This window comes from Bacillus thuringiensis, assembly GCF_001455345.1.
GTDB classification, from domain to species: Bacteria; Bacillota; Bacilli; order Bacillales; family Bacillaceae_G; genus Bacillus_A; species Bacillus_A thuringiensis_N.
Genome location: NZ_CP013274.1, coordinates 5,216,401 through 5,242,757, shown reverse-complemented (window position 1 = coordinate 5,242,757; position 26,357 = coordinate 5,216,401). Strand labels below are relative to the sequence as shown.

The following is a 26,357-nucleotide window of genomic DNA, read 5'->3' as shown; positions in this document are numbered from 1 at the left end:
TGTAGAAAAAAAGAAAAAATGAGGAAAGAAAGCGCTTGAAAATACAAATAATCTTTTTCTGTAAGGTAAGGTTGGGGTAGAAATGTGAGACGTTTAATTAAAAAATATATGTTATAATAAATATTTGAGATGAGAAAAAAATATTAACTGTATAGATTGAAATTAGGTAATAGTTATGGAGGTTCTAGATGTTAAGCGAAAATAGTAAAAGTAATAAATTTGAAAATTTTCTACTAATCTTTATTTTGTTGCAACCGATTTTAGATTTGCTTACAGCGTTCTGTATCATGGTTTTAAAAATTGATACGACCATTGGAGTTATTACACGCCTATTCGTTATGTTCCTAAGCGGGATATATATTTTAATTCAAACGAAGAAACAAGGAAATATAAAATATATATTGTATATAATCTTAGTAGGGATAGTCTTTACTATCGGATTGGTAAATAATAAGCTTACAAAAAATCCTATGGTACTTACAGAAGAAATTAAGTTTATAGCAAAAGCTTTATATCCTTTTGTTATGCTTACTTGTTATGTGTTTGTATTTAAGTCTTTAAAAGAAAAAAGTCATTCAAATTCAAAAATGCGTGACTATATTACGTATGCATCACTAATTATAGGGGTAGTAATGGTAGCTTCGATTACTACTGGAACAGATTATAATAGTTATGAGTGGGTAAAGTTAGGATCACGCGGTTGGTTTTATGCAGGTAACGAGCTAGGATCTATTTTAGCCATCATGTGTCCAATTGTTATTTTGTATTCAATTGAAAAAACAAAAAGTATAGGTAAAGCGTACTATTGGATTCCTTCAATTTTAGTTGTTTATTCACTATTTGCAATTGGAACAAAGGTTGGCGTAGGAGCGATCTTTGGATCAATGGCTATCGCAGTTGTTATGTGCTTTATTCAAGCATTTACACAACGTAAAGATGGAAAGAAACATGCCTATTTATTAAATGGTTTTCTTGCAATGACTGTATTTGTAGGCATATTGGCATATACACCTTTTTCACCGTTTATGAAAAATATGGGATTCCATTTCCAATTGATTGAACAAGAACAGAGTGTGAAAAAGGAAGAGAAAAAGAAGGAGGAAGCTAAAGAGCATAAACCTCCTGTGACAGAGAAAGAAAAGGAAAAAGAGAAAGAAAAAGAAAAAGTAGCTGAGAAAAAAGAAGAAACGCAAGCTCTTATTTTTAGTGGGCGTCAATTATTTGAACAGATGTATAAAGATTTCTATAATGAAGCTCCAATGTCTCAAAAATTATTAGGAATGGGTTACGCTGGTAACTATAAAGAACAGCCGAAGTTAATTGAACGTGACTTCCACGATTGGTTCTATTCTTTCGGAATCATAGGGTTCATTTTACTTGTAATTCCATTTTTATACTTTGGTATTAAATTTATTGCATGTATATTTACTAAATTTAAACAAATATTCACTGTGAAATATGCAATGGTGATTGCAGCGATACTTCTCGGATTAGGTATTTCATTCATGGCTGGTCATATCTTAATTGCACCTGGAGTGAGTTTCTACTTAGTAGTAATCATGGCATATTTAATAGTTGACCTGGAAATTGAATGATAGAAAAATAAAAGCTAGCATATGTTAGCTTTTATTTTGTTATAGTAAATAAAAAGAAAAAAATGGGGGATGTAAGAAATGAAAGTGTTGCATATGAATGCTGGTGCAGAAGAAGGTGGGGGGAAAACACATATTATTTCACTTTTATCTCAATTTTCAAAGGAAGAAGTGGAATTAATGGTATTTGAAGAAGGTGCGATTGCTAGAGAGGCGAGAAACCTTGGCATTCAAGTGCATGTTTTTACCCAATCATCTCGGTACGACCTATCAATTCTTTCAAAAATAAAAGCATTTATTAATGAAAATCAATTTGACATTGTGCATACACATGGCGCACGAGCAAATTTCTATCTCTCCCTCTTGAAAAAAGGTATAAAAGCGAAATGGATAATGACTGTCCACAGTGATCCAACTTTGGATTTTATGAAGAGGGGATTAAAAGGATGGGTATTTACGAAGTTAAATTTACGTTCTTTCAGGAAGGTAGATTTGTTCTTTGCAATTACGGAGAACTTTAAGAGAAACATAATAAAACTAGGTGTACCAGAAGAAAAGATTTGTACGGTTTATAATGGAATTGAGTATGATAGTAATCCAGTAAAACCTTATGATAAGAGTGAATTTGGCATCGATGAAGGAGTATTTACAGCTATTCAAGTAGCGCGTCTTCATCCTGTTAAAGGTCATGATATTTTATTTGAAGCGTTACAAAAAATTGAAATTCCAAATATAAAGGTGCTTCTGCTTGGTGATGGCCCTATAGAAGCAGAATTAAAAGAGATGGTGAAACAAAAAGGCTTAGAGGATAAGGTGATTTTTCTAGGTTTTCGTACAGATTCAAAAGAATTATATGCATCTGCACACATTAATTTGTTAACCTCTTATAGCGAAAGTTTCCCTCTCGTTTTATTAGAAGCGGCTAATCAACGCTTAACGTCTATTGCAACAAATGTAGGTGATATGAGAAAGTTAATAGTTGATGATACGTATGGATGGATTGTACCGATTGGTGATGCGGATTCGTTAGCAAACGCATTAGAAAATGCTTACGAAAAATGGTTGAATGGTGAATTAGAAGCGATGGGAAATCGTTTATATAATCACGCATCTACTCATTTCTCGCTAAAGAATTTGTATGAAGATACTTATAATGCATATAAAAAACTTTTACTGAAATAGAGAGGATAGTTAATCATGGAAGTAAAAACGGTTGATATTCTAGGTGTTCCTTTTTCTACAATGACAATGGATGAAACAATCCAATATTTGAAGGGCCAACTAGAATTGGAGCGAACACATACTTTTCAGGTAGTAACAGCGAATCCTGAAATTGTTATGTGTGCAAAAAAGGATGAAACATTCCATAAAACATTATTAAATACAGATTTAATTACACCTGATGGTATTGGAGTTGTAAAAGCAAGTGGTATGCTAGGTACACCTTTAAAGGAACGTGTAGCAGGTTTTGATTTAATGTGTAATTTATTTGCGAAGCTATCAGAAGAGAATAAACCGGTATCTGTTTTCTTACTTGGTGCAAAACCGCATGTTGTACAAGCTGCGGCAGATCATTTAACGAAGACGTATTCAGCTGTATCTATTGTAGGCATACAAGATGGATATTTTAAACAAGAAGAAGAAGAGAATATCGTTTCTCGTATTCAAGAAGCAAAACCAGATCTATTACTTGTCGCACTTGGTTTCCCAAGACAAGAGAACTTTATCCAAACTAATAAGCATCGTTTAGAAACGAAAATGGCTGTTGGAGTAGGTGGAAGTTTAGACGTATGGGCTGGTGAGGTAAAACGTGCACCAAAATGGATTCAAGCAATCCATTTAGAGTGGTTTTATAGATTGTGTAGTAATCCAACGCGCTGGCGTCGTCAGTTAGTATTAGCGGAATTTTTAAAAGAAATCATGCGTTTGAAAAAGTAGCGGAATATCGCTACTTTTTTATTTGGCCATTTTTGATAAATTGAGGTTTTGTTTATCTAATACTGATTGGTGCCCTCCACTAATCGGGCGTTTCATGACAGTATACTTTCAGTCTAACTTCTTTGCTCCAGCTGAATTTTGAGGTAGTGTTCTTACAGCCCTCAAATAGTGGGATATGTATTTTACTTTTTGGGAATGATGAAGGAGAATTTTTTACAAAGTATTTTACTTATACAATTCACACATGTAAAATGATGTGTAAAGACAGCTGTGTAAGGAGGACTTCTTGTGGGCAAGGTGAAAGAAATTTCAAAGCGAAAGCTACTTGGTATAGCAGGGCTTGGATGGTTATTTGATGCAATGGATGTTGGAATGCTTTCATTTGTAATGGTAGCGTTGCAAAAAGATTGGGGATTAAGTACGCAAGAAATGGGCTGGATAGGCAGCATTAATTCAATTGGTATGGCAGTCGGGGCGCTCGTTTTTGGAATACTATCAGATAAAATAGGACGGAAATCAGTCTTTATTATTACATTATTACTATTTTCTATCGGTAGTGGTTTAACTGCTTTAACGACGACGCTTGCGATGTTCCTTGTTTTACGATTTTTAATTGGTATGGGGCTTGGTGGAGAACTTCCAGTTGCTTCTACATTAGTATCAGAGAGCGTTGAAGCACATGAACGTGGCAGAATAGTTGTGCTATTAGAAAGTTTTTGGGCAGGTGGATGGCTAATTGCAGCTCTTATCTCGTATTTTGTTATCCCGAAATATGGTTGGGAAGTGGCGATGGTATTGAGTGCGGTTCCGGCACTATATGCTTTATATTTAAGATGGAATTTACCAGATTCGCCGAGATTCCAAAAGGTTGAAAAAAGACCATCTGTTATCGAAAATATAAAGTCAGTTTGGTCTGGGGAATATCGTAGGGCAACAATTATGTTATGGATTCTATGGTTTTCTGTTGTCTTTTCCTATTATGGGATGTTCCTTTGGTTACCTAGTGTAATGGTATTAAAAGGATTTAGCTTAATAAAAAGTTTCCAATACGTACTTATCATGACGTTAGCTCAATTGCCAGGGTATTTCACTGCTGCTTGGTTTATTGAACGTCTTGGCCGTAAGTTTGTTTTAGTTACGTATTTGATCGGTACAGCGTGCAGTGCTTACTTGTTTGGAGTAGCAGAGTCATTAACAGTACTAATCGTAGCAGGCATGTTACTATCCTTCTTTAATTTAGGTGCTTGGGGTGCATTATATGCTTATACACCTGAACAGTATCCAACGGTTATTCGTGGTACAGGTGCAGGGATGGCAGCAGCATTCGGTCGTATTGGTGGTATTCTTGGGCCTTTATTAGTAGGATACTTAGTTGCTTCACAGGCTTCATTATCACTAATATTTACGATTTTCTGTGGATCAATTTTAATTGGCGTAGTTGCTGTAATTGTACTTGGGCAAGAAACGAAGCAACGAGAATTGGTATAAGGTAAAACTTTAATCAGTGAGTGATCTGATTATTGGTCCGTACCAATTGTGTTTTAGAGCAGTAAAACTAAGGGCTCATGTTTGCGCATTCAGTGATTTTTACTGCCTACAAATAACGGAATAAAAGGGCAGGGGGAACCGTGGTGGTTCCCTTTTTTCTGTTTTTTTAGATAAATAATGGTATAGTAAGAAAAAGGGAATGTTCCTTATAAAAGCGAATGTATACAACAGGACATACGGACAAAAGAATTAGGTGGTTGAAGAAATGAAAATTTTACTAATCATGGAAGAAGCAGAAGAGCGAAGAAGTTTAGTTGAGAAATTTACTGAAAATATAAGGAATGTAGAATGTTTTGAAGCAAATACAGGAACAGAATCATTATTTATGATGAAGAAGCATACACCAGATTTCGTTTTTTTAAATTCCAAATTAATAGATGGAACGGGTTTTGAATATGCGAGTTTATTACGGGAAGTAAATTGTTATACGAAATTTATTTTTATGGGTGAAGATATAGAGGAGTCCATTACAGCATTTCGTTTTCAAGCAGTTTATTATTTACTACGCCCATTTCGCGAAGAAGATTTACAATTCCTTTTATATAGAATGGGTAAAGAGCAAGGCGAGAAAGCAAAGAGTTATTTGCGAAAACTACCGATAGAAGGTCAAGAGGGGATTAGGTATGTTTTCCCTGATGATATTGTATATGTAAGCAAAAATAAGGAAAACAAAACGGTTTCAATTTATACAACAAATAATCAGTATATTTCAACATATACACTTCAAGAGCTGGAAAATAAGCTAAATGCATATGATTTTTTACGCGTGCATAAAAGTTATTTAATTAATATGTCATATGTACAAGAACTAAAACCTTATTATAATGGCACATATAATCTATATTTAGATAAATATGATGAGCAACCGATCCCAGTTAGTCGTAATTATGTGAAACGACTTCGAAATAAAATTGAATTATAGCAGATAATGCGAATTTTTTAACATGATAAACTAAAAATCCTTCATGATAGGGAGGATTCAAGTTAAATATTCAGAAAATTTAGTACAATCCCACTAAGAAATAGTATTGGGGGGATTGTATGTGAGAACATTGAAGTCGATTTTACTTTGGGGAGTTATTGCAGCAGTAGGAGCAGGTGCTTTTGGTGTAATAGCTTTATCACAAGGTGAAACTATTAATGCCGTATGGCTCTTAGTAGCTGCGGTATGTGTGTATGCAGTTGCTTATCGCTTTTATAGTAGATTTATAGCGAGAAAGGTATTCGGTTTAGATAATAATCGGCAAACGCCAGCCCATACATTAAATGATGGAAAAGATTATGTTCCGACAAATAAGTGGGTATTATTTGGGCATCATTTTGCAGCAATTGCTGGGGCTGGGCCTTTAGTAGGACCAATTTTGGCGGCACAAATGGGATATTTACCAGGGACAATATGGATTATTGTTGGGGTAGTTGTCGCTGGAGCTGTGCAAGATTTTGTAATTTTATTTGCTTCGATGAGACGTAATGGTAAATCTTTAGGAGAAATGATTAAAGATGAAATTGGTCCTGTTACAGGACTTATTGCAATGATCGGTATTTTAGGCATTATGATTATTTTATTGGCAGTATTAGCATTAGTAGTAGTAAAGGCGCTTGTCGGAAGCCCTTGGGGAATGTTTACAATAGCAGCAACGATTCCTATCGCTATTTTAATGGGAGTGTATATGCGCTACATTAGGCCTGGACGGGTTGGTGAAGGGTCAGCAATCGGAATTATTCTACTTATACTGTCTCTTATTGGAGGGCAGTATGTAGCGGAAAATCCAGCGCTTGCAAGCATGTTCACATTTAGCGGCGAAACAATTGCTATTATGCTTATTGTATATGGATTTATCGCATCGGCATTACCAGTTTGGATGCTTTTAGCACCACGTGATTATTTAAGCACATTTTTAAAAGTCGGAACAATTGTAGGATTAGCAATCGGTATTTTAATTGTAGCACCAGAGCTACAGATGCCAGCAGTTTCGAAATTTATTGATGGAACTGGTCCTGTGTTCTCTGGAAACTTATTCCCGTTCTTATTTATTACTATTGCTTGTGGTGCAGTGTCTGGATTCCATGCTCTCGTTTCATCAGGTACGACGCCGAAGATGATTGAGCAAGAGGGACACGCACAGCCAATTGGTTATGGAGCAATGTTAATGGAGTCATTTGTAGCGGCGATGGCGATGATTGCAGCTTGTGTATTAACACCGGGAACTTATTTTGCAATTAATAGTCCCGCAGCACTTATCGGTACAGATGTCTCACAGGCAGCTCAAGTTATTTCCTCATGGGGATTTGCTATTACACCAAATGAACTAAAAGATCTCGCTGTAAACGTAGGAGAGCAAACGATTTTATCACGTACAGGTGGTGCGCCAACGTTAGCGATAGGTATGGCATATATTTTCTCACAAGTAATAGGTGGAACGGCCATGATGGCATTTTGGTATCATTTTGCGATTCTCTTTGAAGCGCTATTCATTTTAACAACGATTGATGCTGGAACGCGTGTAGGCCGATTTATGATTCAAGATATTTTAGGGCATGTATATAAGCCATTTGGGAAAACGGATTCTACATTAGCAAATGTAATAGCTACAACGTTATGTGTATTAGGATGGGGTTATTTCTTATATCAAGGGGTAGTTGATCCGCTTGGTGGAATTAACACATTATGGCCACTTTTCGGTATTGCGAACCAAATGTTAGCGGGTATTGCATTATTACTTGGAACGACGATTTTGTTCAAAATGGGGAAAAAGGCATATGTTTGGGTGACGCTTATTCCAACTGTCGGATTGCTTATTGTAACGATGACGGCGGGTTATCAAAAGCTATTTCATGAAAACCCTAAAATAGGATTTTTATCCCACGCAAAGGTGTTCCAAGGAGCATTAGATGAGGGGAAAGTGTTAGCGCCAGCTAAAAATGTCGCTCAAATGAAGCAAATTATTTTCAATGATTATATTGATGCGGCACTTTGCGGGATTTTTATGATAGTTGTAATCGCTGTATTAATTTCTGCAATTCGAATTTGGATTCAAGTATTAAGAAATAAGCCGATGCCGCTAAAAGAGGCACCATATATCCCTAGAGATGAAAGTGAGTCGAGGAACTATGCTTAAAAGACTATGGCAAGTATGGGGACAAAGGAAACACTTTATTAGTTTACTTGTTGGAGTACCAAGCTATGAAACATATGTAGAGCACATGAAAAAGCATCATCCAGAAGAAGAAGTTGTATGTCAAAAACAGTTTTTTGCAGAAGCACAAGAAGCTAGATTTAATGCAAAGGGTGGAAAGATATCGCGCTGTTGTTAGTGAAAAGGACGAATTTTCGTCCTTTTTTATTTTTTGCTGTTCCACGTGAAACAGCAAAAAATAAATAAAAATCTTTGGGAATTATAGGAACTTCGTATACAATAAAATAAGGAAAGGGATAGATAGAAAAGTAGGGAGATTATTTTATGTTAAGGGATTTATTTGTAAACACAACAATTATTCTTTCCTTTATTTTTATTGGAGGTCAGCTTTTAAGGGACAGGCCGTTAAAAGAAGAGTTCTCTTTTTGGCAGAAATGTGTAGTAGGTATTCTTACTGGAATATTAAGTGTACTGTTGATGCATTTTGGTGTACATATTGAGGATATTATGTTAGATCTACGCTATTTAGCTGTTATTTTGGCAATTACAATTGGAGGTCCAATAGCTAGTAGTATAACAGTTACTATTATTTTAGTTACTCGATTGTTTTTCACTGATTACTCTTTAGCCTCTGAATTGGCTTGTTATACTATTGTATTGATAGGCGTTGGAATTATTTTTATTTGGCGGATGAAAGCTTCTATATTTACAAGGTGGATCTGGTTTAATGTATATAGTTTATCTATTTTAGCAGTGCCACTTTCTATTTTATTTAAGGATAGATCTATAGTAGCATTATATTTAGTTTGTAGTAGTATAGCGGCATATATCACGTTTATAAGTGCAAATTATGTTTTACAATCCAATGAGTTATTTCAAACGATGAAGCAATATGCAACGATAGATGCATTAACAGGTTTAGGAAACGTAAGACAGTTTGACTTAGAGATGAATCGTCATATTAGTAATAAGCGCATGGAAAATGATTCATTTTGTTTACTACTTATAGATATTGATCATTTTAAGTATGTAAATGATACGTATGGGCATCCTGCAGGAGATGAGGTATTAAAACAAATAGGGCGTATTTTACGAGAAGTTTCAACGTTTCCAGATTTGGCCTTCCGAAAGGGTGGAGAGGAGTTCGCGCTTCTGATACCGAAGAAGGGATTAAACTATGGAATGCGTATGGGGGAACAAGTTCGCACAGCTGTGGAGAAACATTCATTCCAATTGTTAAATGGAACAAAAATAAAAATTACAGTTTCAGTAGGAATTTCAGTATATGAACAGTCACCAGAGCAATTTATTCAAGCTGCTGATGACGCGTTATATTACTCCAAAAGAAATGGTAGAAATCAGGTCAGTTCTGCATCTTAAAGGTAAGATGACCGGAAGAGCTTATAAAAAACAAAACACCCACAGAGAGGAATATATGATCTCTGTGGGTGTTTTCATTTAGTTAGACAAGTTCTTTTGATACAACGAATTTACGATATGCACCGTGATGTGTTGGGCCTACGTATTCGTTGATCTTGAATGAATAACGAATAGCAGCTGTGATAAATTCTTTAGCAGTTTTTACCGCTTCTTTCACAGTTTTTCCTTTTGCAAGTTCTGCTGTAATTGCAGCAGAATATGTGCAACCTGCGCCGTGTGTATTTGTTGTATCAATTTTTTCTGATTCTAAAAGATCAAATGTTTCTCCATCATATAGGACGTCGATTGCAGTTTCCGTACCAAGCTTGCTACCGCCTTTAATTAGGACATATTTCGCACCTAAAGCGTGGATTTTTTTCGCTGCTTCTTTCATGTCTTCAAGAGAATTAATTTTCACACCACTTAATTGGTAAGCTTCAAATAAGTTTGGTGTTACAACTAATGCCTTTGGAACAAGAACGTCACGTAAGCAATCATTCGTTTCAGGATGTAATGCTTCATCAGCACCTTTACATACCATAACAGGGTCAACTACTACATTTTTGAAATTATGTTTTTCGATTGTTTCTGCAACCATTTCAATAATTTCTACTGATCCAAGCATACCTGTTTTTAAAGCATCTACTCCAACACCCTCAATTGTCGTTTCTAACTGTGGTTTTAATGTAGAAGCTGGGATTGGGAATACGTTATGTGCCCAACCGTTATGTGGATCCATCGTTACGATTGTCGTAAGAGATGTCATTCCGTATACACCAAGTTCTTGGAATGTTTTTAAATCTGCTTGTATACCAGCACCGCCACTTGTGTCAGAACCAGCGATAGTAAGTGCTTTATTTAATGTCATTATGAAAGCCCCCTCAGGTGATATAATGAAAACTCTGTTTTCACCATTATATCAATGTTATGAATAAGTACAAAGTGAAAAGTAGATGATTTATTTGAGGAGCTATTTAAAATCTTGTATGTAGGAGACGAATTATGTTTCAAGAGAATCGTACAAATGAATTAGTTATATTAAAAGAAATTGCAGAAACACTAAATACATCAAATGATATGTACCATGTACTGCAAGCGGTGCTAGAAAAATTGCTCAGTGTAACGGGTCTAACGACGGGCTGGATTTTTCTTGCGGATGAAAATGGGAAATATACGAAGTTGATCGATTATCAGTTACCAGAGGCACTTACATATGAAAATAAACGCCCGATGTGTGAAGGTGAGTGTTGGTGTTTACGTGGCTTTGTGGATGGAAAATTAGAGCGAGCGGTTAATATTATTGAATGTAAAAGAATTAATAATGCAATTGAGTATAATTGGGGAGATACAGAAGGAATCCTTCACCATGCTACGGTTCCTTTAAAGGCTGGAGGAGAGAAATTTGGTGTTTTAAATGTAGCTAGCCCAGGTAAAACACATTTTTCGGAAGAAGAATTAGTATTGCTCCAATCAGTTGCTTTCCAAATCGGGACGGCCTTAAAACGAACAAAATTATATGAAAATGAAAAGCGAAGAGCACATTATTATGTGAAATTGGAGCGGTTTATTCAAGCTTTAAAAACGATTCATAAGTTTAATATATTACCTGAAAAAGTGGTAAATCACGTAGGTGAAGTATTTCAGTGGAATCAAGTGGCGTTTTTTATTAGGGAAGAAATAGAGTTATCTTTGCGAGCTTCTTATGGTCAAGAAGGGTTACAAGAGGATGTAAAAGAAGCGGCAAAGAAGGCGTTAGAACAAGGTGAGCTAGCTCTATTAAAACATCTAAATGGAGTTGTTATTGCTGCACCAATACATATCCAAAATCATATATTTGGTGTTTTATGTGTTAGTTTAAATAATGGGGAATTTGATGTTAATACAATAGATGTAATTCAAGCATTATCAAATCACGTTTCATTAATAATAGAGAATTTAAGATTAAACGAACAGCGCCGTGAACTCGTACGAATGGAAGAAAGAAACCGATTAGCGAGGGATTTACATGATTCTGTTTCGCAAAAATTATTTTCATTAACCTTTATGACAAAAGGGGCTGAAGCTGTTTTAAAAGGTCAAAATGAAAAGGTTGATCAATCTTTGCATGAGATGCGTGAACTAGCGCAAGGGGCTTTAAAGGAAATGAGAACATTAATTTGGCAGCTTCGTCCGGCAGGTTTAGAAAAAGGCTTATTACCAGCTTTAAAGCAGTACGGTGAAAACTTGGGATTGAAAATTCGTGAACAAGTTACAGGTGTTCGTGATTTGCCACGTGTAGTAGAGGAAGCGCTATGGAGAATTGGACAAGAAGCTTTAAATAACGTAAGTAAACATGCGAATGTCAGAGAAGCAACGATTTATTTCAAAGTGACGGAGAAGAATGTATCATTAGAAATAGTCGATCAAGGAAAAGGCTTTGTAGAAAAGGATATAAAAGAGAAGAAATCACTCGGCATGACTACGATGCGCGAAAGAGTAGAATTAATTGGTGGAACAATTAAAATTGTAAGTGATAAGAAAAGAACCAGTATAAAAGTAGACGTACCATTATGATGTGAAAATGAGGGAAGTTTGTGAAAATAAAAGTATTGTTAGTTGATGATCATACAGTTGTTTTAAAAGGATTAGCATTTTTCTTAAGTACGCAAGAAGATTTAGCGTTAGTTGGAGAAGCGAATAATGGGAAAGAAGCATTAGTGAAAGTAGGGGAGACAAATCCTGATGTTGTACTAATGGATTTATATATGCCCGAAATGGATGGTGTTGAGGCAACGGCGTGTATCAAACAAGAATATCCGGATGTAAAAGTAATAGTATTAACTAGCTTTTCTGACCAGGCACATGTTTTACCGGCATTAAGGGCGGGAGCAAGCGGCTATATTTTAAAAGATGTAGAACCAGACCAACTTGTTGAAGCTATTCGAAGCGCATATAAAGGTAATATTCAATTACATCCAGATATAGCAACCGCTCTTCTCTCTCAAACATTACCTGTGGAAGAAAAGGAAGAAGAACCTTCTATTCAAGTGGATGTGCTAACAGCGAGAGAAAATGAAGTGTTGCAGCTATTAGCGAAAGGGATGAGTAATAAAGAGATCGCTTCCGTTTTAGTTATTACAGAAAAAACGGTAAAAGCTCATGTAAGTAGTATTTTGAGTAAGTTGAATTTATCTGATCGTACGCAAGCAGCATTATATGCAGTGAAAAACGGAATTGTATAAGACAAAAGTCGTAAGACCTAGTTCGCCTTTAGAAGGTGGACTTTTTTTATGGAAAAATACGTCTATGTGAGGACGAAATTGTCTTGATATAAAGATAAAATATGTTTGTAAGCAACAAAACAACAATTACAAGGGATACCTTTTTTAAAAGCATATAACAACAGAAGAGTGAGTAGTAGGAGGAAAAATAATGGCAACAGTTTTATTTGTAAAAGCAAACAACCGCCCAGCGGAACAAGCAGTTAGTGTGAAATTATACGAGGCATTTTTAGCAAACTATAAAGAAGCACATCCAAATGATACAGTAGTAGAACTTGATTTATATAAAGAAGAATTACCATATGTAGGCGTAGATATGATTAATGGTACATTCAAAGCAGGTAAAGGATTTGATTTAACTGAAGAGGAAGCAAAAGCAGTAGCAGTTGCTGATAAGTACTTAAATCAATTCCTAGAAGCTGATAAAGTCGTTTTCGGTTTCCCATTATGGAACTTAACAATCCCAGCAGTATTGCACACATATATTGATTATTTAAACCGAGCTGGAAAAACGTTTAAATATACGCCAGAAGGTCCAGTTGGTCTAATTGGAGATAAGAAGATTGCATTATTAAACGCGCGCGGTGGTGTATATTCTGAAGGTCCAGCAGCAGAAGTAGAAATGGCTGTTAAATATGTAGCAAGCATGATGGGCTTCTTCGGTGCAACAAACATGGAAACAGTAGTTATTGAAGGACATAATCAATTCCCAGATAAAGCAGAAGAGATTATTACAGCGGGTCTTGAAGAAGCAGCTAAAGTAGCAAGCAAATTTTAATTGAAAATAGAATCGTCACTCGAAAAAAGTAGCATTAACGCCTATATGTTAATGCTACTTTTTTATATTTTAAGTTCGTCAGCCAATTTTTCCAATTGAATTCGATCTTGTATGTAATAAGTTCTTCCGTCTTTTTTTAAGTAATTATGCTGGCAAAACTGGTTTAATACATATAAAAGATGACGGTAGCTGACATTTAAGTATTCCGAAGCCTCAGTATGTTTTTCTGTATAACTGTTATTTTGTTCTGTTAATAGAATAAATGCTGCTAATCGATTTTCGAACGGATAACTATTGTTTTTGGCGTAACTTTCCGTTCGAGTAATTGTTTTTTCACCGATAAATTTGCATAGTTTTTGTAGAAAGGTAGCATCTTGCAATAAAAGATGCTGACAATCTTTAAGGGGAAGTGCCAAGCACATGCATTCTTCAATCACTTCCACCGTTTTCGTAACGGATTCTACACCAATCAACCCTAATTCTCCGATAAACGAAGGTGCCTGAATAAAGTTAATTAAGGAGACTTTCCCGTTTTTGTGACTCATATATATTTTCGCTTTCCCGGAAATTAAGTAATAAAGATAAGGGAAATTAGCCCCTTCATTACATATCCTTTCTTTCTTTTGAAAGGAATGTAGTTCAGCGTACGGTAAGACATCAAAAGAAAAAAGAGTATGGAAGTTGTAAGTTTGCATGTAATGAGAGATTTCTTCGCTATTTTTGCTGACTTTCATATTTTCACCTCATGTTTAGTATGAGATATCTCCTATTATTTTTACAAGAAAGAATGGTACGATTTATGTGAATTTGTTTTTGTAGAAAAGAGAGTGTGAGGGGACTATGAAAAAATATAAAACACTATTATTTGATGTAGATGATACATTGTTAGATTTTCAAAAGGCTGAGAAGATAGCGTTACGTATGCTTTTTGAGGAGAAAGGAATTCCTCTAACTAGCGAAGTTGAAGCACAGTATAAAAAAGTTAATAAAGGTCTTTGGGATGATTTTGAAGAAGGTAAAATAAATCGTGATGAAGTAGTAAATACAAGATTTTCGGTTTTATTTAAAGAATATGGACAAGAAGTGGATGGGATATTATTCGAAAATAATTATCGCAGTTACTTAGAAGAAGGGAATCAACTCATACAAGGCGCGTTTGAATTTATAAATCAAATTCAAAGGGAGTATGATTTATATATAGTGACAAACGGTGTTTCTAAGACGCAAGATAAACGTTTGCGTAATGCAGGATTACATTCGCTATTTAAAGATATTTTTGTTTCTGAAGATACGGGTTATCAAAAGCCAATGAAAGAGTATTTTGATTATGTTTTTGAACGAATTCCTAATTTTTCCCTTGAAGAAGGGCTCATTATTGGGGATTCGTTAAGCGCTGATATTAAAGGTGGATATGTAGCAGGAATTGATACTTGTTGGTTTAATCCAGAAAAGAAATCAAATAATAGTGAGATTGTGCCGACATATGAAGTGCAAAATTTTGAAGAGTTACACGCACTATTGAAGCAGCATGTGTAATGAAAATAGGCAGTGGAACTTTTGTCCCTACTGCCTATTTGTATTAGCTTGTAGTTTCGTTGTTTTTAGGAAGTGGAAATGCATTACCAATCGCTGCCGCTCCAAGCATAGGTAATAGTAAGTTGAGCGGGAAAAACATGAGTAATAGTAGTGTTATAGCAATTGGTTTTCTTAATGCATAGCTTGAAATTGCTGTTGTGACAATGGCTACCGAAGCGATTGGATCTATAGGGATAATGGAAGCTATAGCATATCCGATACTAGATCCAGCGAATATAATTGGGAAAATATGTCCGCCACGCCAACCTGTATTTAAACAAACAGCAGTAATACATAATTTTAAAACCCCTGAAAGAAGTAGTACCCAGAAGGATAAATGGCTCCATTCAACGACTAAATCTTTTAATTGATGTTCTCCGGAGAATAATGTGTATGGGAGAAAAGTTCCTGTAATCCCTAATAAAATACCACCGATAATTCCAAGGATAAGTTTGTATTCCCTAAAAGGATGAATGAATTTCTCTAATGTGAATTCTAATTTAAAATAAAAGAATCCAACTATAGCACCAATACTAGCAAGTGGTAGAAAGGCAATCCATTCATTAAGAGAAAGGGAACCTTCTCCAAAATCAACGATAAAGGATCCACGATTATCAAATTTACTAAGCAATAAATAAATGGAAAAACCAGCGAAAGTAGTAGCTAAATATACAATTGCTTTTTTTCCTTTAGAAAATTCATTAATTTGTTCACCCTCATTTTCATTTGGAGCTAAATAACCGAATAATGGCGCGTTAAAAATTACACTTAAAGTAGCACCAATTCCAACCTCCGTTAGTTCATTCATTCCTTTTAAGGCGAATGTAAAGCGATCCCCTACCCATGTACAAAGTCCACCGATAATTCCAACAAGTGCTGCTTCGGGACCTAAGCTAGCCCCAAATATTAAAACGATAATCGCAGTTAAAGTAGCTTTATGTACAAAACGGTATTCAATTCTACCTGTTTTTTTATATTCACCCATTACTTCCGGCATAAGACGTGGATATGTGCCGAAGTATTTTTGAGTTAAGCCAACGAGAATACCACCGATAGTTGTTATACAAATGGTGTAATACGGGGGAGAAGATAAGATAGTAGGTAAGTATCCCCAAATAAAGTGAATGCCGATATTTATTGTAACTAAAAATAACCAGACTGTTGCTCCTACTATAGAGCCTAAAATAATGCCGTATAGGACGAGTATAAAGTGCGTGTCCTTTGTGAGTGTCATGTTTTACCTCCGTTATATAAGTTTTAATGTTGAAAGAATTAAATATAATACTGTGAAATGAAATGAATATGTATAGTATCTTTTTGAGAGGTTGGCTTATTCAATATATTGAGGTCTTGTGAGAATTTGAAATGTATACAGTTAAACTACTTATTTCATTCTATATAGTAATTATGGGTTTTAAAAGGTCTTTTTCAAATGAATATGGAATATATTTCTTTTGTTATGTATGTCAAATTCTTTGTATTTAATTTAGAACATTCAGAAAAACTAATTGACATTAGGAAATTATTGCTATAAAATCAACGGTAATTGCATAGTCTTATCAAGAAAAGGTGGAGGGACAGGCCCGACGAAACCTTGGCAACAGCCGTATAACGGAATTGTGCCAAATCCTGCAGGTAATATCCTGAAAGATAAGAAAGAGCCTTTAGAGCGTGTTTTCAAACTGCTCCTTTCTTGTTTTCAGGAAAGGGGCAGTTTTTTATTTTGTATAAGAAGAAAGGAGAATGAGAGATGGGAGAATCATGGGGAAAAGGAACAATTTGTGTGCAAGGTGGCTATACGCCAAAGAATGGTGAACCGCGTGTTTTACCGCTTTATCAAAGTACAACGTATAAATATGATACTTCGGATGATTTAGCAGCACTATTTAATTTAGAGGCAGAAGGATATATCTATACGCGTATTGGCAATCCTACTTTAGCAGCATTTGAGCAGAAGTTATCAGATTTAGAAGGCGGTGTAGGAGCTGTTGCAACGGCCTCTGGGCAGGCTGCTATTATGCTCGCCGTTTTAAATATTTGTAGTAGTGGAGACCATTTGCTTTGTTCTTCCACAGTTTATGGCGGGACGTTTAATTTATTTGGAGTGAGTTTGCGTAAGCTTGGTATTGATGTTACGTTCTTTAATCCAAATTTAACAGCTGATGAAATTGTGGCCCTTGCTAATGATAAGACGAAACTCGTTTATGCAGAATCGCTAGGAAATCCAGCGATGAACGTTTTAAATTTCAAAGAATTTTCAGATGCAGCCAAAGAGTTAGAAGTACCTTTTATTGTGGATAATACATTAGCGACTCCTTATTTATGCCAAGCATTTGAACATGGAGCAAATATTATCGTTCATTCTACGACGAAATATATCGATGGTCATGCAAGTTCTTTAGGTGGCATTGTCATTGACGGAGGGAACTTCGATTGGACAAATGGGAAATATCCTGAACTTGTTGAACCGGATTCAAGTTATCACAGCGTAAGTTACGTTCAAAATTTTGGTGCAGCAGCTTATATTGTGAAGGCACGTGTTCAATTATTAAGAGACTACGGAAATTGTATGAGCCCATTCAATGCGTATATTAGCAATATCGGCTTAGAAACATTGCATTTACGAATGGAGCGTCATAGTGAAAATGCTCTCGCAGTTGCTAAGTGGCTTGCTAACCATGAACGTATTGAATGGGTGAATTATCCGGGACTAGATAGTAATGAAAATTACTCGTTAGCACAAAAGTATTTGAAGAAAGGTGCTAGTGGTGTTTTAACATTCGGCATTAAGGGGGGATTAGAAGCAGCGAAAGAATTTATCGCAAATGTAAAACTAGCAACTCTCGTAACGCATGTAGCTGATGCAAGAACTTGCGTTATACATCCTGCTAGTACAACGCATAGACAATTAAGTGCTGAAGATCAGCGTTTAGCTGGTGTCACATCAGATTTAATTCGTTTATCAGTTGGTATAGAAGATGTTTCTGATATTATTGCAGATTTAGAAGCAGCGCTAGTCGGAGGCAAACAACATGCCGATCATAATTGATAAAGATTTACCAGCTCGCAAAGTGTTACAGGAGGAAAATATTTTTGTAATGACAAAGGAGCGAGCAGAAACACAAGATATCCGGGCATTGAAAATTGCCATATTAAATTTAATGCCTACAAAGCAAGAAACAGAAGCGCAATTACTTCGTTTAATTGGAAATACACCATTGCAATTAGATGTTCATTTACTTCATATGGAATCACATCTGTCCCGTAATGTAGCACAGGAACATTTAACGAGTTTCTATAAAACATTCCGTGATATTGAGAATGAGAAATTTGATGGACTTATTATTACTGGGGCGCCAGTAGAGACTCTTTCTTTTGAAGAGGTAGATTATTGGGAAGAGCTTGGGCGTATTATGGAGTATTCAAAAACGAATGTAACATCTACGCTTCATATTTGCTGGGGGGCACAGGCTGGTTTGTATCATCATTATGGCGTTCCCAAATATCCTCTGAAGGAAAAAATGTTTGGTGTATTTGAACATGAGGTCCTTGAACAACATGTGAAATTGTTACAAGGCTTTGATGAGTTGTTTTTTGCTCCGCACTCTCGTCATACAGAAGTACGAGAGAGTGATATTAGAGAGGTGGAACAATTAACATTATTAGCAAACTCTGAAGAAGCGGGTGTGCATCTTGTTATCGGGCAAGAAGGCAGGCAAGTTTTCGCACTCGGTCATAGCGAATATAGTTGTGATACGTTAAAAGAAGAATACGAACGAGATCGTCAAAAAGGGTTAAATATTGATGTGCCAAAAAATTATTTTAAGCATAATAATCCAAATGAGAAACCACTTGTGAGGTGGAGAAGCCATGGGAATCTATTATTCTCTAATTGGCTGAATTATTACGTGTATCAAGAAACCCCTTATATATTATAAAAAAGATTGTGTAACACGTGGTAACGTTTTCTTTGTAAAGATTAACCTTTATTTTTCCGAATGTTCAAAAAACATTGTTTTTCAGATTTTTTGCTCATATAATTTCATCTAAACACAATTTTTGAGGGGTGGACAGTATTATGAAAGAAATTCAAGTTGGTTTATTAGGTCTTGGGACAGTTGGTAGCGGTGTAGTTCGTATCATTACAGATCATCAAGAGCGGCTTATACACCAAGTAGGTTGTCCTGTAAAAGTAACGAAAGTACTAGTACAAAATATTGAAAAAGAGAGAGAAGTAGAGGTACCTTCTACTCTATTAACACAAGATGCACATGAAATTTTAGACAACCCAAACATCGACGTTGTCATCGAAGTAATGGGTGGCATTGATGATGCAAAAGCATATATTTTGCAAGCTTTACAAAGCGGGAAGCATGTTGTGACTGCCAATAAAGATTTAATGGCGTTACATGGGGCGGAACTATTAGCGGTAGCAAAAGATAATAAAGCTGATTTATTTTATGAAGCCAGTGTAGCCGGAGGGATTCCAATTTTACGAAGTATCGTAGAAGGACTTTCTTCAGATCTTATTACGAAAGTAATGGGAATTGTAAATGGAACGACAAATTTTATTTTGACGAAAATGTCAGATGAAGGGAGAGCATATAACGACGTGTTAAAAGAAGCCCAGCAACTTGGATTTGCAGAAGCAGATCCAACATCAGATGTAGAAGGTTTAGATGCAGCAAGAAAAATGACGATTTTGGCTACCCTTGGTTTCTCTACAAATGTAGAGCTTGGAGATGTGAAGGTAAAAGGGATTACTTCTATTACAGAAGAAGATATTGAATACAGTAAGAGTTTAGGATACACGATTAAATTAATCGGTCTTGCGAAGCGAGATGGTGAAAAATTAGAGGTTACAGTTGAACCGACACTACTTCCAAATACACATCCTCTTGCGGCCGTACAAAACGAATATAACGCTGTATATGTGTATGGTGAAGCAGTCGGAGAAACGATGTTTTATGGACCCGGTGCAGGAAGTTTACCGACAGCAACAGCTGTTGTTTCCGATTTAGTAGCTGTAATGCAAAATATTAGATTAGGTGTAAATGGAAATAGCGCGGTATCCCCGCAGTATAAAAAGGTATTAAAAGAGCCAGACGAAATTGTTGTGAAGAAATTTTTAAGACTTCATGTAAAAGATGAAATTGGTGTATTTGCAAAAATTACTTCATTATTCTCTGAGCGTGGTGTTAGCTTTGAAAAGATTATTCAAATGCCACTTGAAGAGAAAGGAAAAGCTGAAATTGTAATTGTAACGCATCGTGCGTCTCTTGCTGATTATGATTATATTCTACATACGTTGCAAGGGTATGAAGAAATAGATTGTGTGAAAGCAAACTATCGAATTGAAGGGGATGCTAAGTAGTATCTCGACTAATAAAAAAACCTATTAAGCGGCTTGCTTAATAGGTTTTTTTCTATTTAAAATCTGCGTACCAACTTGAATAAATGCTTGTATAATCCAGCCTGTTGTAAAAGATAAGATGATGGTTCCAAAATAGATAGGTCCATTTAATAAAAAGCTTAACGTTAAAAATAAAAACGCTAATGAAATTTCTGTTCTTCTAAATGTCCATTTCTTTTTCTCAGCAACCGTTAAAACGAAGGCCTCTTGAGGTGCTGCGCAAAGGTTTGTAGAGACATAAAGACCAATCCCAGCTCCGACGAATAGATTTCCGCAAATAAGTGTTATATATTTTGGAAGAGAGCGGATAGCGTCCATAATAGTTGTAATGGAACCAATCCAATCAACAAAAAGAGAAATAAGAACCATCGTTACGATTGTACCAATTGTAATTTGTTTTTTATTCCAAAAGAGAACGATAAGGGTAAAAGCAAAGTTAATCATGAAAATCCAAAAACCGATACTTATCCCGAAATTTTGATATAGTGCAATAAAGAAGGAATCATAAGGGCTAAGTCCAAATGAAGTAATTGTCGTCATCATATTAATACCGATGGCGAGAATGAGTAGACCGCCAATGAAAAATATATATTCTAATTTGAATCGAAGCATAGTTGTATATCCTTTCAAAATGTATTTGCTAGGAAAGGATATATTGTGGAAAGCTTACCAGGTCAAGGGAGAATTTTTACGAGAAGGGGAAAATGAGATGACGAATATAAGAAAGATTGCTGAACTTGCTGGAGTATCTGTTTCAACTGTTTCACGTGTACTGAATAATCATCCATATGTGAATGAACAGAAACGAAAAGAAATTTTAGCAATTATAGAAGAATTAAATTATACGCAAAATGTGAATGCAATTCATTTAGTGAAAGGAAAAACAAATGTAATTGGTGTTTTATTACCGCACGTAAATGATCAATATTATAGCGCTATTATCGAAGGAATATCAAAGGAAACAGCAAAGAATAATTATAATATGATGCTTTGCCAGACGAATTATAGCGAAGAAAGAGAACTAGAAATTTTAAATATGTTAAAAATGAAAAAGCTTGATGGGGTTATTATATGTTCACGGTCAAATAGCAAGGGAAAACTTGAGGAATATACGAAATTTGGTCCAATCGTTATGTGTGAGGAAATAGATTCAAAATACATTTCAAGTGTACATATTGATTACTATAAAGTGTTTTCGCAAGGGATGACAAGCTTAATAGATGCCGGCCATACAAGTATTGGATATTGCATTGGAAGAAGTAATAGCATTAATAGCCAGAGAAGAAAACAAGCATATGCGGATTCGCTTCAGCAGATTGCAGTACCACAGATAGAGGCCTGGAAGTTTAAGGACTGTTTTACGGTGGAAGATGGGCGTAATGTAATCAGGGAATGGGCCCGTATGTCTGTGAAACCAACTGCGTTTCTTGTATCTTGCAACCATATTGCAGCGGGAATGGTAACGGAAGCGAAAAAACAAGGAATTCGTATTCCGGAAGATATTACGATTATTGGTTGTGATGATCAAGGTGTGGCAGATATTTTAGGCATTACGACGATTTCATATTCTAGTAAAAATGTTGGCGTGAAGGCATTTGAATTATTATATGAAAAGGTTAATGATGAGAAAATAGATGTAAAGCATGTAGAGTTATTGCCAGAATTAGTACATAGGGAAACAACATAATAGATAAGGTGTGAAAATCGCTTTTCAAAATTGCGTTTGGTATAATTATGGACAATCTATGAGGGCTAAAAGGGGTTTTGATATGAGATCAAAAGTAGTAAAAGTAATTCTACTCATTACAATTGCATCTTTCTGTTTATTTGCATATGGCTTTGTTTCAGGTGTGAATGATGTATTAAATCCGAAAGCTTCAAATTTAATTAAAAAGACCGATGTAGTGGCAAAAGAGAAAAAGAAAACGGGAACGTTACAAATCGTCAGTTTAGGTGATTCATTAACACGCGGTGTTGGTGATAAAGAAGGAATTGGCTATGTTGGGCGAATGAAAGAGGATTTACAAAAAGATTATAAGCAAAAAATTGCATTAACAAATTTAGCAGTTAGTGGTGCAAAAATGCCCGATTTATTAAAACAAATTGAAAGTAATGGCGCTCAATATTCAATTAAACAAGCAGATGTAATCGTTTTAACGATTGGAGGAAATGATTTATTCCCAGGTTGGGACTCGCTTGGAAAGATAGATTTAGAAACATACCGTCCTGATACAGAAACATTCCAGAATGAAGCGAAGAAAATTATAGAAGAAATTCGTAAGTTAAATACAGATAGCCCAATTTTTTGGCTAGGTTTATATAATCCTTTTGAAGATGTAGAAGATTTAAAAGGGTCTTCAAACATTGTTGTAGACTGGAATGCATCTTTAGAAAAATTGGCGATAAATAATAAAAATGTGTATATTACACCGACATTTGATTTATTCCAAAACCGTGGGAAAGATTTATTATACTCTGATCATTTCCATCCGAATGAAATAGGATATACATATATGGCGGACCGATTAGTTCAAAATGTTGCGAGTAAATTAAAACTAGAACAAGGAGGGGTAAAATGACGACGATACTTTCCGTACGAGACGTGAAGAAGGTAATTGGAAAGAAGACGATTGTAGAGAATATTTCCTTTGATGTAAAACAAGGAGAAGTGTTTGGCTTTCTAGGGCCGAATGGAGCTGGAAAAACGACTACCATTCGAATGTTAGTTGGATTGATTAAAGAAACAGAAGGCACGATTTCTATCGGCGGTTATTCGATTAAGGAAAATTTCAGAGAAGCGATGCGTCAAATTGGGAGTATCGTTGAAAACCCAGAACTGTATACCTATTTAACGGGATGGGAAAATTTAAAACAATTTGCCCGTATGTTAGGTGGTATATCAGATGAACGTATTATTGAAATTGCTCAAATGGTTCATTTAGATGAAAGAATTCACGATAAGGTAAAAACATACTCACTCGGTATGAAACAGCGTCTTGGTATTGCGCAAGCGCTTCTTGGAAATCCCAAATTGCTCATATTAGATGAGCCTACAAACGGTTTAGACCCAGCTGGGATTAGAGAACTTAGGGAATTTATACATAAGCTTGTGAAAGAAGAAAATATGAGTGTGTTTATTTCAAGTCATTTGTTAAGTGAAGTGCAAATGATATGTGATCGCGTTGCTATTATTCATAAAGGAAAGATGATAACAGTTGCCAAGGTTGAAGAGTTAATTCAAACAGCAAGTGATCGTGTAGAATGGATTGTTACACCAATTTCTAAGGCGAAAGATATGTTAGAAGCGGCCGAGGAAATAAGAGAAGTGAGTGTAGAAGGCGAGCGATTACTATGCCGCATGGATATTGCATCTATAAGTAGTTGGAATAAATATTTTGTAGAAAATGGGATAGATGTACATAGCGTTAAGGAGCTTGTATTTACGCTAGAAGATTTATTTATTGAACTCACAAGGGGTGAGCAGCATGCGTGAATTTGCGAATCTAGTTTTAAATGAATCAGAAAAGATTTACCGTAAGAAACGCATTTTTGTTGTCATGCTTATTTTAGCAATCTTAATTCCACTTTTTGTGTATGCGCAGTATCGTGAAATAGAAACGACACAAAAAAGGCTCGGTACAACGGATTGGAAAGTTTCATTACAACAGCAAATTGTTGATTCTCAAAACCGCTTAAACAACTCTAGATTACCAGAAGAATGGCGTGATTGGCTAAAGGTAAGAGTGGAGCAGCAACAATATTATTTAGATCATGATATTAACCCGATGGCACCAGGTGCACCAACTTTTGTAAGGGCGTTTATTGAGCAAGGAATTACATTGTTTATTCCGCTTCTCGTAATGATTGTCGCTATTGATATTGTTTCAGGAGAACGAAGTGATGGAACGATGAAGATGTTACTTACGCGGCCGATTCGGCGCTGGAAAATACTCCTTAGTAAGTACGTGACGATGTTATTTTTCATTTCACTCATACTGCTTCTTGTAGGTTTGTTTGCTTACGTATTATCAGGACTTGTATTTGGATACTCGGGATGGAATTTACCTGTTTTAACAGGATTCGTCATTGATAAGGAAACGTTAAATACGAACTTTGTGCATCTTATTCCGCAGTGGCAATACATCTTAATGGCGTATGGACTAGCCTGGTTTGTTGCTATCGTTGTCGGAACTATATCATTTATGGTCTCTGTTTTAATTCGTAATACACCAGCTGGTATGGGCGTTATGTTAGCTGCATTAATTGCAGGCGGTATTTTAAGCTCATTCGCAACATCTTGGGAAGGCGCGAAATATATTTTTAGTGTGAATTTATCATTAACGGATTATTTATCAGGAAAATTACCTGCATTACAAGGTTTATCGATGGGATTTTCTTTGATGAATTTAACTGTTTGGGCAGTTGTTTCCCTTATTATTTCGTTCGTAGTATTTACAAAACAGGATATGGTGAATTAATTAGATAGGAAGTGACAGTATGGAAAATGTTTTAAAGAATGATTGGGAGCCACGATTGGCACAAGAATTCGAGAAAGAGTATTATCGTACTCTATCCAGTTTTTTGACAGAAGAATACAGCACGCATGTTGTTTATCCGAAGGTAGAAGATATCTTTAACGCTCTTCAGTATACAAGTTATGAAAATACAAAGGTTGTTATTTTAGGACAAGATCCATATCATGGACCGAATCAAGCGCATGGTTTAAGCTTTTCTGTACAACCTGGTGTTAAAACACCACCATCATTGTTAAATATGTATAAAGAACTTCGAGATGAATATGGTTATGAAATCCCGAATAACGGTTATTTAGTAAAATGGGCGGAACAAGGAGTATTACTACTAAATACCGTATTAACAGTTCGTCAAGGCGAAGCAAATTCGCATAAGGGAAAAGGGTGGGAGCATTTCACAGATCGTGTGATTGAACTGTTGAACGAACGTGAAAAGCCAGTTATTTTCATATTGTGGGGGCGCCATGCGCAGGCGAAGAAGAAGTTAATTACGAATTCGAATCATCATATTATCGAATCTGTACATCCAAGCCCATTATCGGCAAGACGTGGTTTCTTTGGTAGTAAGCCATATTCTAAAGTAAATACGATTTTAGCTAATATGGGCGAAAGAGAAATTGATTGGGAAATTCCAAATTTATAAATAAAAAAGGTAGTTAACAGTCGTTAACTACCTTTTTTATTATCATTGTTGCTCGTTCTTTAATTTTGCATCTAGTACAAAAGTACCAAATGGGATAACTGATGAAACGAATGCTCCAAGTGCCCATAAAATTGATTTACGGTGTACGATTGTTACTTGAATTACTGCAAAGATGAATAGAATAAATAGAACACCATGAGCCATGCCTGTAATTTTAACAGCTGTTGCAAATCCTGCGAAATATTTCAATGGCATTGCTACAAATAATAGTAATAGGAAAGAAATACCCTCAACTAGTCCAATTGCTCTTAATCGTCCGATTGGTGTAGATAACATAAAGTAGCCTCCTTTAACGTATGCTTGTATATAGTAAATTTGTATTCTTTTTCAAAATAAAATAGTCTATTTTGTTTCATTATATACAAAAAGAAAGTTTACACTACGAGAATAGTGCAAAGTTCAAAATATAGTCACAAAAGCATGAGAATTTAAATAAAAACCTATTTGAAGTATTTGACTTCA

At 35.5% G+C, this 26,357-nt stretch carries 25 protein-coding genes and 1 riboswitch; of the genes, 20 read left to right on the top strand and 5 right to left on the bottom strand.

Going from position 1 to position 26,357, the window contains the following annotated elements; genetic code table 11:
* Positions 1-188: 188 nt before the first annotated feature.
* From ATN06_RS27465 to ATN06_RS27430, 8 genes are all read left to right on the top strand, one after another.
* Entirely contained in the window at positions 189-1,595 is a 1,407-nt protein-coding gene (locus ATN06_RS27465) for an O-antigen ligase family protein (RefSeq protein ID WP_060633028.1), read from the top strand.
* 78 nt (positions 1,596-1,673) lie between these two features.
* The gene (locus tag ATN06_RS27460) at positions 1,674-2,774 is read left to right on the top strand and encodes a glycosyltransferase family 4 protein (RefSeq protein WP_060633027.1); all 1,101 of its coding nucleotides are present in this window, start codon (positions 1,674-1,676) and stop codon (positions 2,772-2,774) included.
* A 15-nt stretch (positions 2,775-2,789) separates the two neighbouring features.
* Positions 2,790-3,530 carry a WecB/TagA/CpsF family glycosyltransferase gene (locus ATN06_RS27455; RefSeq protein ID WP_060633026.1) on the top strand — a complete coding sequence of 247 codons (741 nt, stop codon included), beginning with the start codon at positions 2,790-2,792 and terminating at the stop codon, positions 3,528-3,530.
* Between the two features lie 288 nt (positions 3,531-3,818).
* Complete coding sequence (locus ATN06_RS27450) at positions 3,819-5,018, top strand: MFS transporter (RefSeq protein WP_060633025.1); 1,200 nt, start codon at positions 3,819-3,821, stop codon at positions 5,016-5,018.
* Positions 5,019-5,283: 265 nt separating this feature from the next.
* Positions 5,284-6,000, top strand: coding sequence for a LytR/AlgR family response regulator transcription factor (locus ATN06_RS27445; RefSeq protein ID WP_060633024.1), 717 nt, complete (start codon positions 5,284-5,286; stop codon positions 5,998-6,000).
* A gap of 121 nt (positions 6,001-6,121) precedes the next feature.
* Complete coding sequence (gene cstA / locus ATN06_RS27440) at positions 6,122-8,197, top strand: carbon starvation protein CstA (protein WP_060633023.1); 2,076 nt, start codon at positions 6,122-6,124, stop codon at positions 8,195-8,197.
* On the top strand, positions 8,190-8,393 hold the full coding sequence (locus tag ATN06_RS27435; protein WP_000919886.1) for a YbdD/YjiX family protein: 204 nt from the start codon (positions 8,190-8,192) through the stop codon (positions 8,391-8,393). Before cstA ends, ATN06_RS27435 begins: the two co-directional genes overlap by 8 nt.
* 146 nt (positions 8,394-8,539) lie before the next feature.
* Positions 8,540-9,595, top strand: coding sequence for a GGDEF domain-containing protein (locus ATN06_RS27430; protein ID WP_060633022.1), 1,056 nt, complete (start codon positions 8,540-8,542; stop codon positions 9,593-9,595).
* Positions 9,596-9,677: 82 nt separating this feature from the next.
* Here ATN06_RS27430 and pdxK read toward each other — a convergent pair whose 3' ends face one another.
* The gene (gene pdxK / locus ATN06_RS27425; protein ID WP_025966828.1) at positions 9,678-10,502 is read right to left on the bottom strand and encodes a pyridoxine/pyridoxal/pyridoxamine kinase; all 825 of its coding nucleotides are present in this window, start codon (positions 10,500-10,502) and stop codon (positions 9,678-9,680) included.
* A 134-nt stretch (positions 10,503-10,636) separates the two neighbouring features.
* Here pdxK and ATN06_RS27420 point away from each other — a divergent pair, with 134 nt between their 5' ends.
* The 3 genes from ATN06_RS27420 (at position 10,637) to ATN06_RS27410 (ending at position 13,672) form a co-directional block, all read left to right on the top strand.
* Positions 10,637-12,187: a GAF domain-containing sensor histidine kinase gene (locus tag ATN06_RS27420; RefSeq protein ID WP_060633021.1), complete on the top strand. Its 1,551-nt coding sequence runs from the start codon at positions 10,637-10,639 to the stop codon at positions 12,185-12,187.
* A gap of 20 nt (positions 12,188-12,207) precedes the next feature.
* Positions 12,208-12,855: a response regulator gene (locus ATN06_RS27415; protein ID WP_060633020.1), complete on the top strand. Its 648-nt coding sequence runs from the start codon at positions 12,208-12,210 to the stop codon at positions 12,853-12,855.
* 190 nt (positions 12,856-13,045) lie between these two features.
* Positions 13,046-13,672: an FMN-dependent NADH-azoreductase gene (locus ATN06_RS27410; protein ID WP_000246726.1), complete on the top strand. Its 627-nt coding sequence runs from the start codon at positions 13,046-13,048 to the stop codon at positions 13,670-13,672.
* Positions 13,673-13,734: 62 nt separating this feature from the next.
* Here the strand turns inward: ATN06_RS27410 and ATN06_RS27405 are convergent, their stop codons facing one another.
* The gene (locus ATN06_RS27405; protein WP_060633019.1) at positions 13,735-14,406 is read right to left on the bottom strand and encodes a transcriptional regulator YeiL; all 672 of its coding nucleotides are present in this window, start codon (positions 14,404-14,406) and stop codon (positions 13,735-13,737) included.
* A 106-nt stretch (positions 14,407-14,512) separates the two neighbouring features.
* On the opposite strand from ATN06_RS27405, the gene ATN06_RS27400 reads away from it, so the two are divergent.
* Positions 14,513-15,208 carry a YjjG family noncanonical pyrimidine nucleotidase gene (locus ATN06_RS27400; protein ID WP_060633018.1) on the top strand — a complete coding sequence of 232 codons (696 nt, stop codon included), beginning with the start codon at positions 14,513-14,515 and terminating at the stop codon, positions 15,206-15,208.
* A 43-nt stretch (positions 15,209-15,251) separates the two neighbouring features.
* Here the strand turns inward: ATN06_RS27400 and ATN06_RS27395 are convergent, their stop codons facing one another.
* Entirely contained in the window at positions 15,252-16,481 is a 1,230-nt protein-coding gene (locus tag ATN06_RS27395; RefSeq protein WP_060633017.1) for a chloride channel protein, read from the bottom strand.
* A gap of 319 nt (positions 16,482-16,800) precedes the next feature.
* A riboswitch (SAM riboswitch) is annotated at positions 16,801-16,904 on the top strand.
* A 93-nt stretch (positions 16,905-16,997) separates the two neighbouring features.
* Here ATN06_RS27395 and ATN06_RS27390 point away from each other — a divergent pair.
* The 3 genes from ATN06_RS27390 to ATN06_RS27380 all read left to right on the top strand — a co-directional run bounded on the left by ATN06_RS27390 (position 16,998) and on the right by ATN06_RS27380 (position 20,621).
* A complete protein-coding gene (locus ATN06_RS27390; protein ID WP_060633016.1) occupies positions 16,998-18,296 on the top strand; it encodes a bifunctional O-acetylhomoserine aminocarboxypropyltransferase/cysteine synthase in 1,299 nt (432 codons plus the stop codon).
* Positions 18,280-19,185 (top strand): homoserine O-acetyltransferase MetA, encoded by a 906-nt coding sequence (gene metA / locus ATN06_RS27385; RefSeq protein WP_060633015.1) that lies wholly within the window; start codon positions 18,280-18,282, stop codon positions 19,183-19,185. Before ATN06_RS27390 ends, metA begins: the two co-directional genes overlap by 17 nt.
* Before the next feature lie 140 nt (positions 19,186-19,325).
* Positions 19,326-20,621, top strand: a complete 1,296-nt coding sequence (locus ATN06_RS27380) for a homoserine dehydrogenase (RefSeq protein WP_000659095.1) — start codon at positions 19,326-19,328, stop codon at positions 20,619-20,621.
* A 24-nt stretch (positions 20,622-20,645) separates the two neighbouring features.
* Here the strand turns inward: ATN06_RS27380 and ATN06_RS27375 are convergent, their stop codons facing one another.
* Positions 20,646-21,272 (bottom strand): YczE/YyaS/YitT family protein, encoded by a 627-nt coding sequence (locus ATN06_RS27375; protein WP_060633014.1) that lies wholly within the window; start codon positions 21,270-21,272, stop codon positions 20,646-20,648.
* Positions 21,273-21,369: 97 nt separating this feature from the next.
* On the opposite strand from ATN06_RS27375, the gene ATN06_RS27370 reads away from it, so the two are divergent.
* The 5 genes from ATN06_RS27370 to ATN06_RS27350 are packed head-to-tail and all read left to right on the top strand — an operon-like array spanning position 21,370 to position 25,835.
* The gene (locus ATN06_RS27370; protein WP_060633013.1) at positions 21,370-22,347 is read left to right on the top strand and encodes a LacI family DNA-binding transcriptional regulator; all 978 of its coding nucleotides are present in this window, start codon (positions 21,370-21,372) and stop codon (positions 22,345-22,347) included.
* A gap of 10 nt (positions 22,348-22,357) precedes the next feature.
* Positions 22,358-23,239, top strand: a complete 882-nt coding sequence (locus ATN06_RS27365; protein WP_176225728.1) for an SGNH/GDSL hydrolase family protein — start codon at positions 22,358-22,360, stop codon at positions 23,237-23,239.
* Positions 23,236-24,153: an ABC transporter ATP-binding protein gene (locus ATN06_RS27360; RefSeq protein ID WP_060633011.1), complete on the top strand. Its 918-nt coding sequence runs from the start codon at positions 23,236-23,238 to the stop codon at positions 24,151-24,153. Before ATN06_RS27365 ends, ATN06_RS27360 begins: the two co-directional genes overlap by 4 nt.
* The gene (locus ATN06_RS27355; RefSeq protein WP_001206484.1) at positions 24,146-25,138 is read left to right on the top strand and encodes a DUF2705 family protein; all 993 of its coding nucleotides are present in this window, start codon (positions 24,146-24,148) and stop codon (positions 25,136-25,138) included. Before ATN06_RS27360 ends, ATN06_RS27355 begins: the two co-directional genes overlap by 8 nt.
* 19 nt (positions 25,139-25,157) lie before the next feature.
* A complete protein-coding gene (locus tag ATN06_RS27350; protein ID WP_060633010.1) occupies positions 25,158-25,835 on the top strand; it encodes a uracil-DNA glycosylase in 678 nt (225 codons plus the stop codon).
* 42 nt (positions 25,836-25,877) lie between these two features.
* On the opposite strand, the gene ATN06_RS27345 is transcribed toward ATN06_RS27350, so the two are convergent.
* A complete protein-coding gene (locus ATN06_RS27345) occupies positions 25,878-26,171 on the bottom strand; it encodes a DUF3817 domain-containing protein (protein WP_000953396.1) in 294 nt (97 codons plus the stop codon).
* Positions 26,172-26,357 lie beyond the last annotated feature (186 nt).

Bases quoted from the DNA above. Each gene is read 5' to 3' on its own strand.
- ATN06_RS27465 (WP_060633028.1), top strand. From the start codon at position 189: ATGTTAAGCGAAAATAGTAAAAGTAATAAATTTGAAAATTTTCTACTA.
- ATN06_RS27370 (WP_060633013.1), top strand. From the start codon at position 21,370: ATGACGAATATAAGAAAGATTGCTGAACTTGCTGGAGTATCTGTTTCA.
- ATN06_RS27375 (WP_060633014.1), bottom strand. From the start codon at position 21,272: ATGCTTCGATTCAAATTAGAATATATATTTTTCATTGGCGGTCTACTC.
- pdxK (WP_025966828.1), bottom strand. From the start codon at position 10,502: ATGACATTAAATAAAGCACTTACTATCGCTGGTTCTGACACAAGTGGC.
- ATN06_RS27445 (WP_060633024.1), top strand. From the start codon at position 5,284: ATGAAAATTTTACTAATCATGGAAGAAGCAGAAGAGCGAAGAAGTTTA.
- ATN06_RS27345 (WP_000953396.1), bottom strand. From the start codon at position 26,171: ATGTTATCTACACCAATCGGACGATTAAGAGCAATTGGACTAGTTGAG.
- ATN06_RS27350 (WP_060633010.1), top strand. From the start codon at position 25,158: ATGGAAAATGTTTTAAAGAATGATTGGGAGCCACGATTGGCACAAGAA.
- ATN06_RS27400 (WP_060633018.1), top strand. From the start codon at position 14,513: ATGAAAAAATATAAAACACTATTATTTGATGTAGATGATACATTGTTA.
- ATN06_RS27395 (WP_060633017.1), bottom strand. From the start codon at position 16,481: ATGACACTCACAAAGGACACGCACTTTATACTCGTCCTATACGGCATT.
- ATN06_RS27390 (WP_060633016.1), top strand. From the start codon at position 16,998: ATGGGAGAATCATGGGGAAAAGGAACAATTTGTGTGCAAGGTGGCTAT.
- ATN06_RS27410 (WP_000246726.1), top strand. From the start codon at position 13,046: ATGGCAACAGTTTTATTTGTAAAAGCAAACAACCGCCCAGCGGAACAA.
- ATN06_RS27420 (WP_060633021.1), top strand. From the start codon at position 10,637: ATGTTTCAAGAGAATCGTACAAATGAATTAGTTATATTAAAAGAAATT.
- metA (WP_060633015.1), top strand. From the start codon at position 18,280: ATGCCGATCATAATTGATAAAGATTTACCAGCTCGCAAAGTGTTACAG.
- ATN06_RS27360 (WP_060633011.1), top strand. From the start codon at position 23,236: ATGACGACGATACTTTCCGTACGAGACGTGAAGAAGGTAATTGGAAAG.
- ATN06_RS27355 (WP_001206484.1), top strand. From the start codon at position 24,146: ATGCGTGAATTTGCGAATCTAGTTTTAAATGAATCAGAAAAGATTTAC.
- ATN06_RS27435 (WP_000919886.1), top strand. From the start codon at position 8,190: ATGCTTAAAAGACTATGGCAAGTATGGGGACAAAGGAAACACTTTATT.
- ATN06_RS27380 (WP_000659095.1), top strand. From the start codon at position 19,326: ATGAAAGAAATTCAAGTTGGTTTATTAGGTCTTGGGACAGTTGGTAGC.
- ATN06_RS27430 (WP_060633022.1), top strand. From the start codon at position 8,540: ATGTTAAGGGATTTATTTGTAAACACAACAATTATTCTTTCCTTTATT.
- ATN06_RS27460 (WP_060633027.1), top strand. From the start codon at position 1,674: ATGAAAGTGTTGCATATGAATGCTGGTGCAGAAGAAGGTGGGGGGAAA.
- ATN06_RS27405 (WP_060633019.1), bottom strand. From the start codon at position 14,406: ATGAAAGTCAGCAAAAATAGCGAAGAAATCTCTCATTACATGCAAACT.
- ATN06_RS27455 (WP_060633026.1), top strand. From the start codon at position 2,790: ATGGAAGTAAAAACGGTTGATATTCTAGGTGTTCCTTTTTCTACAATG.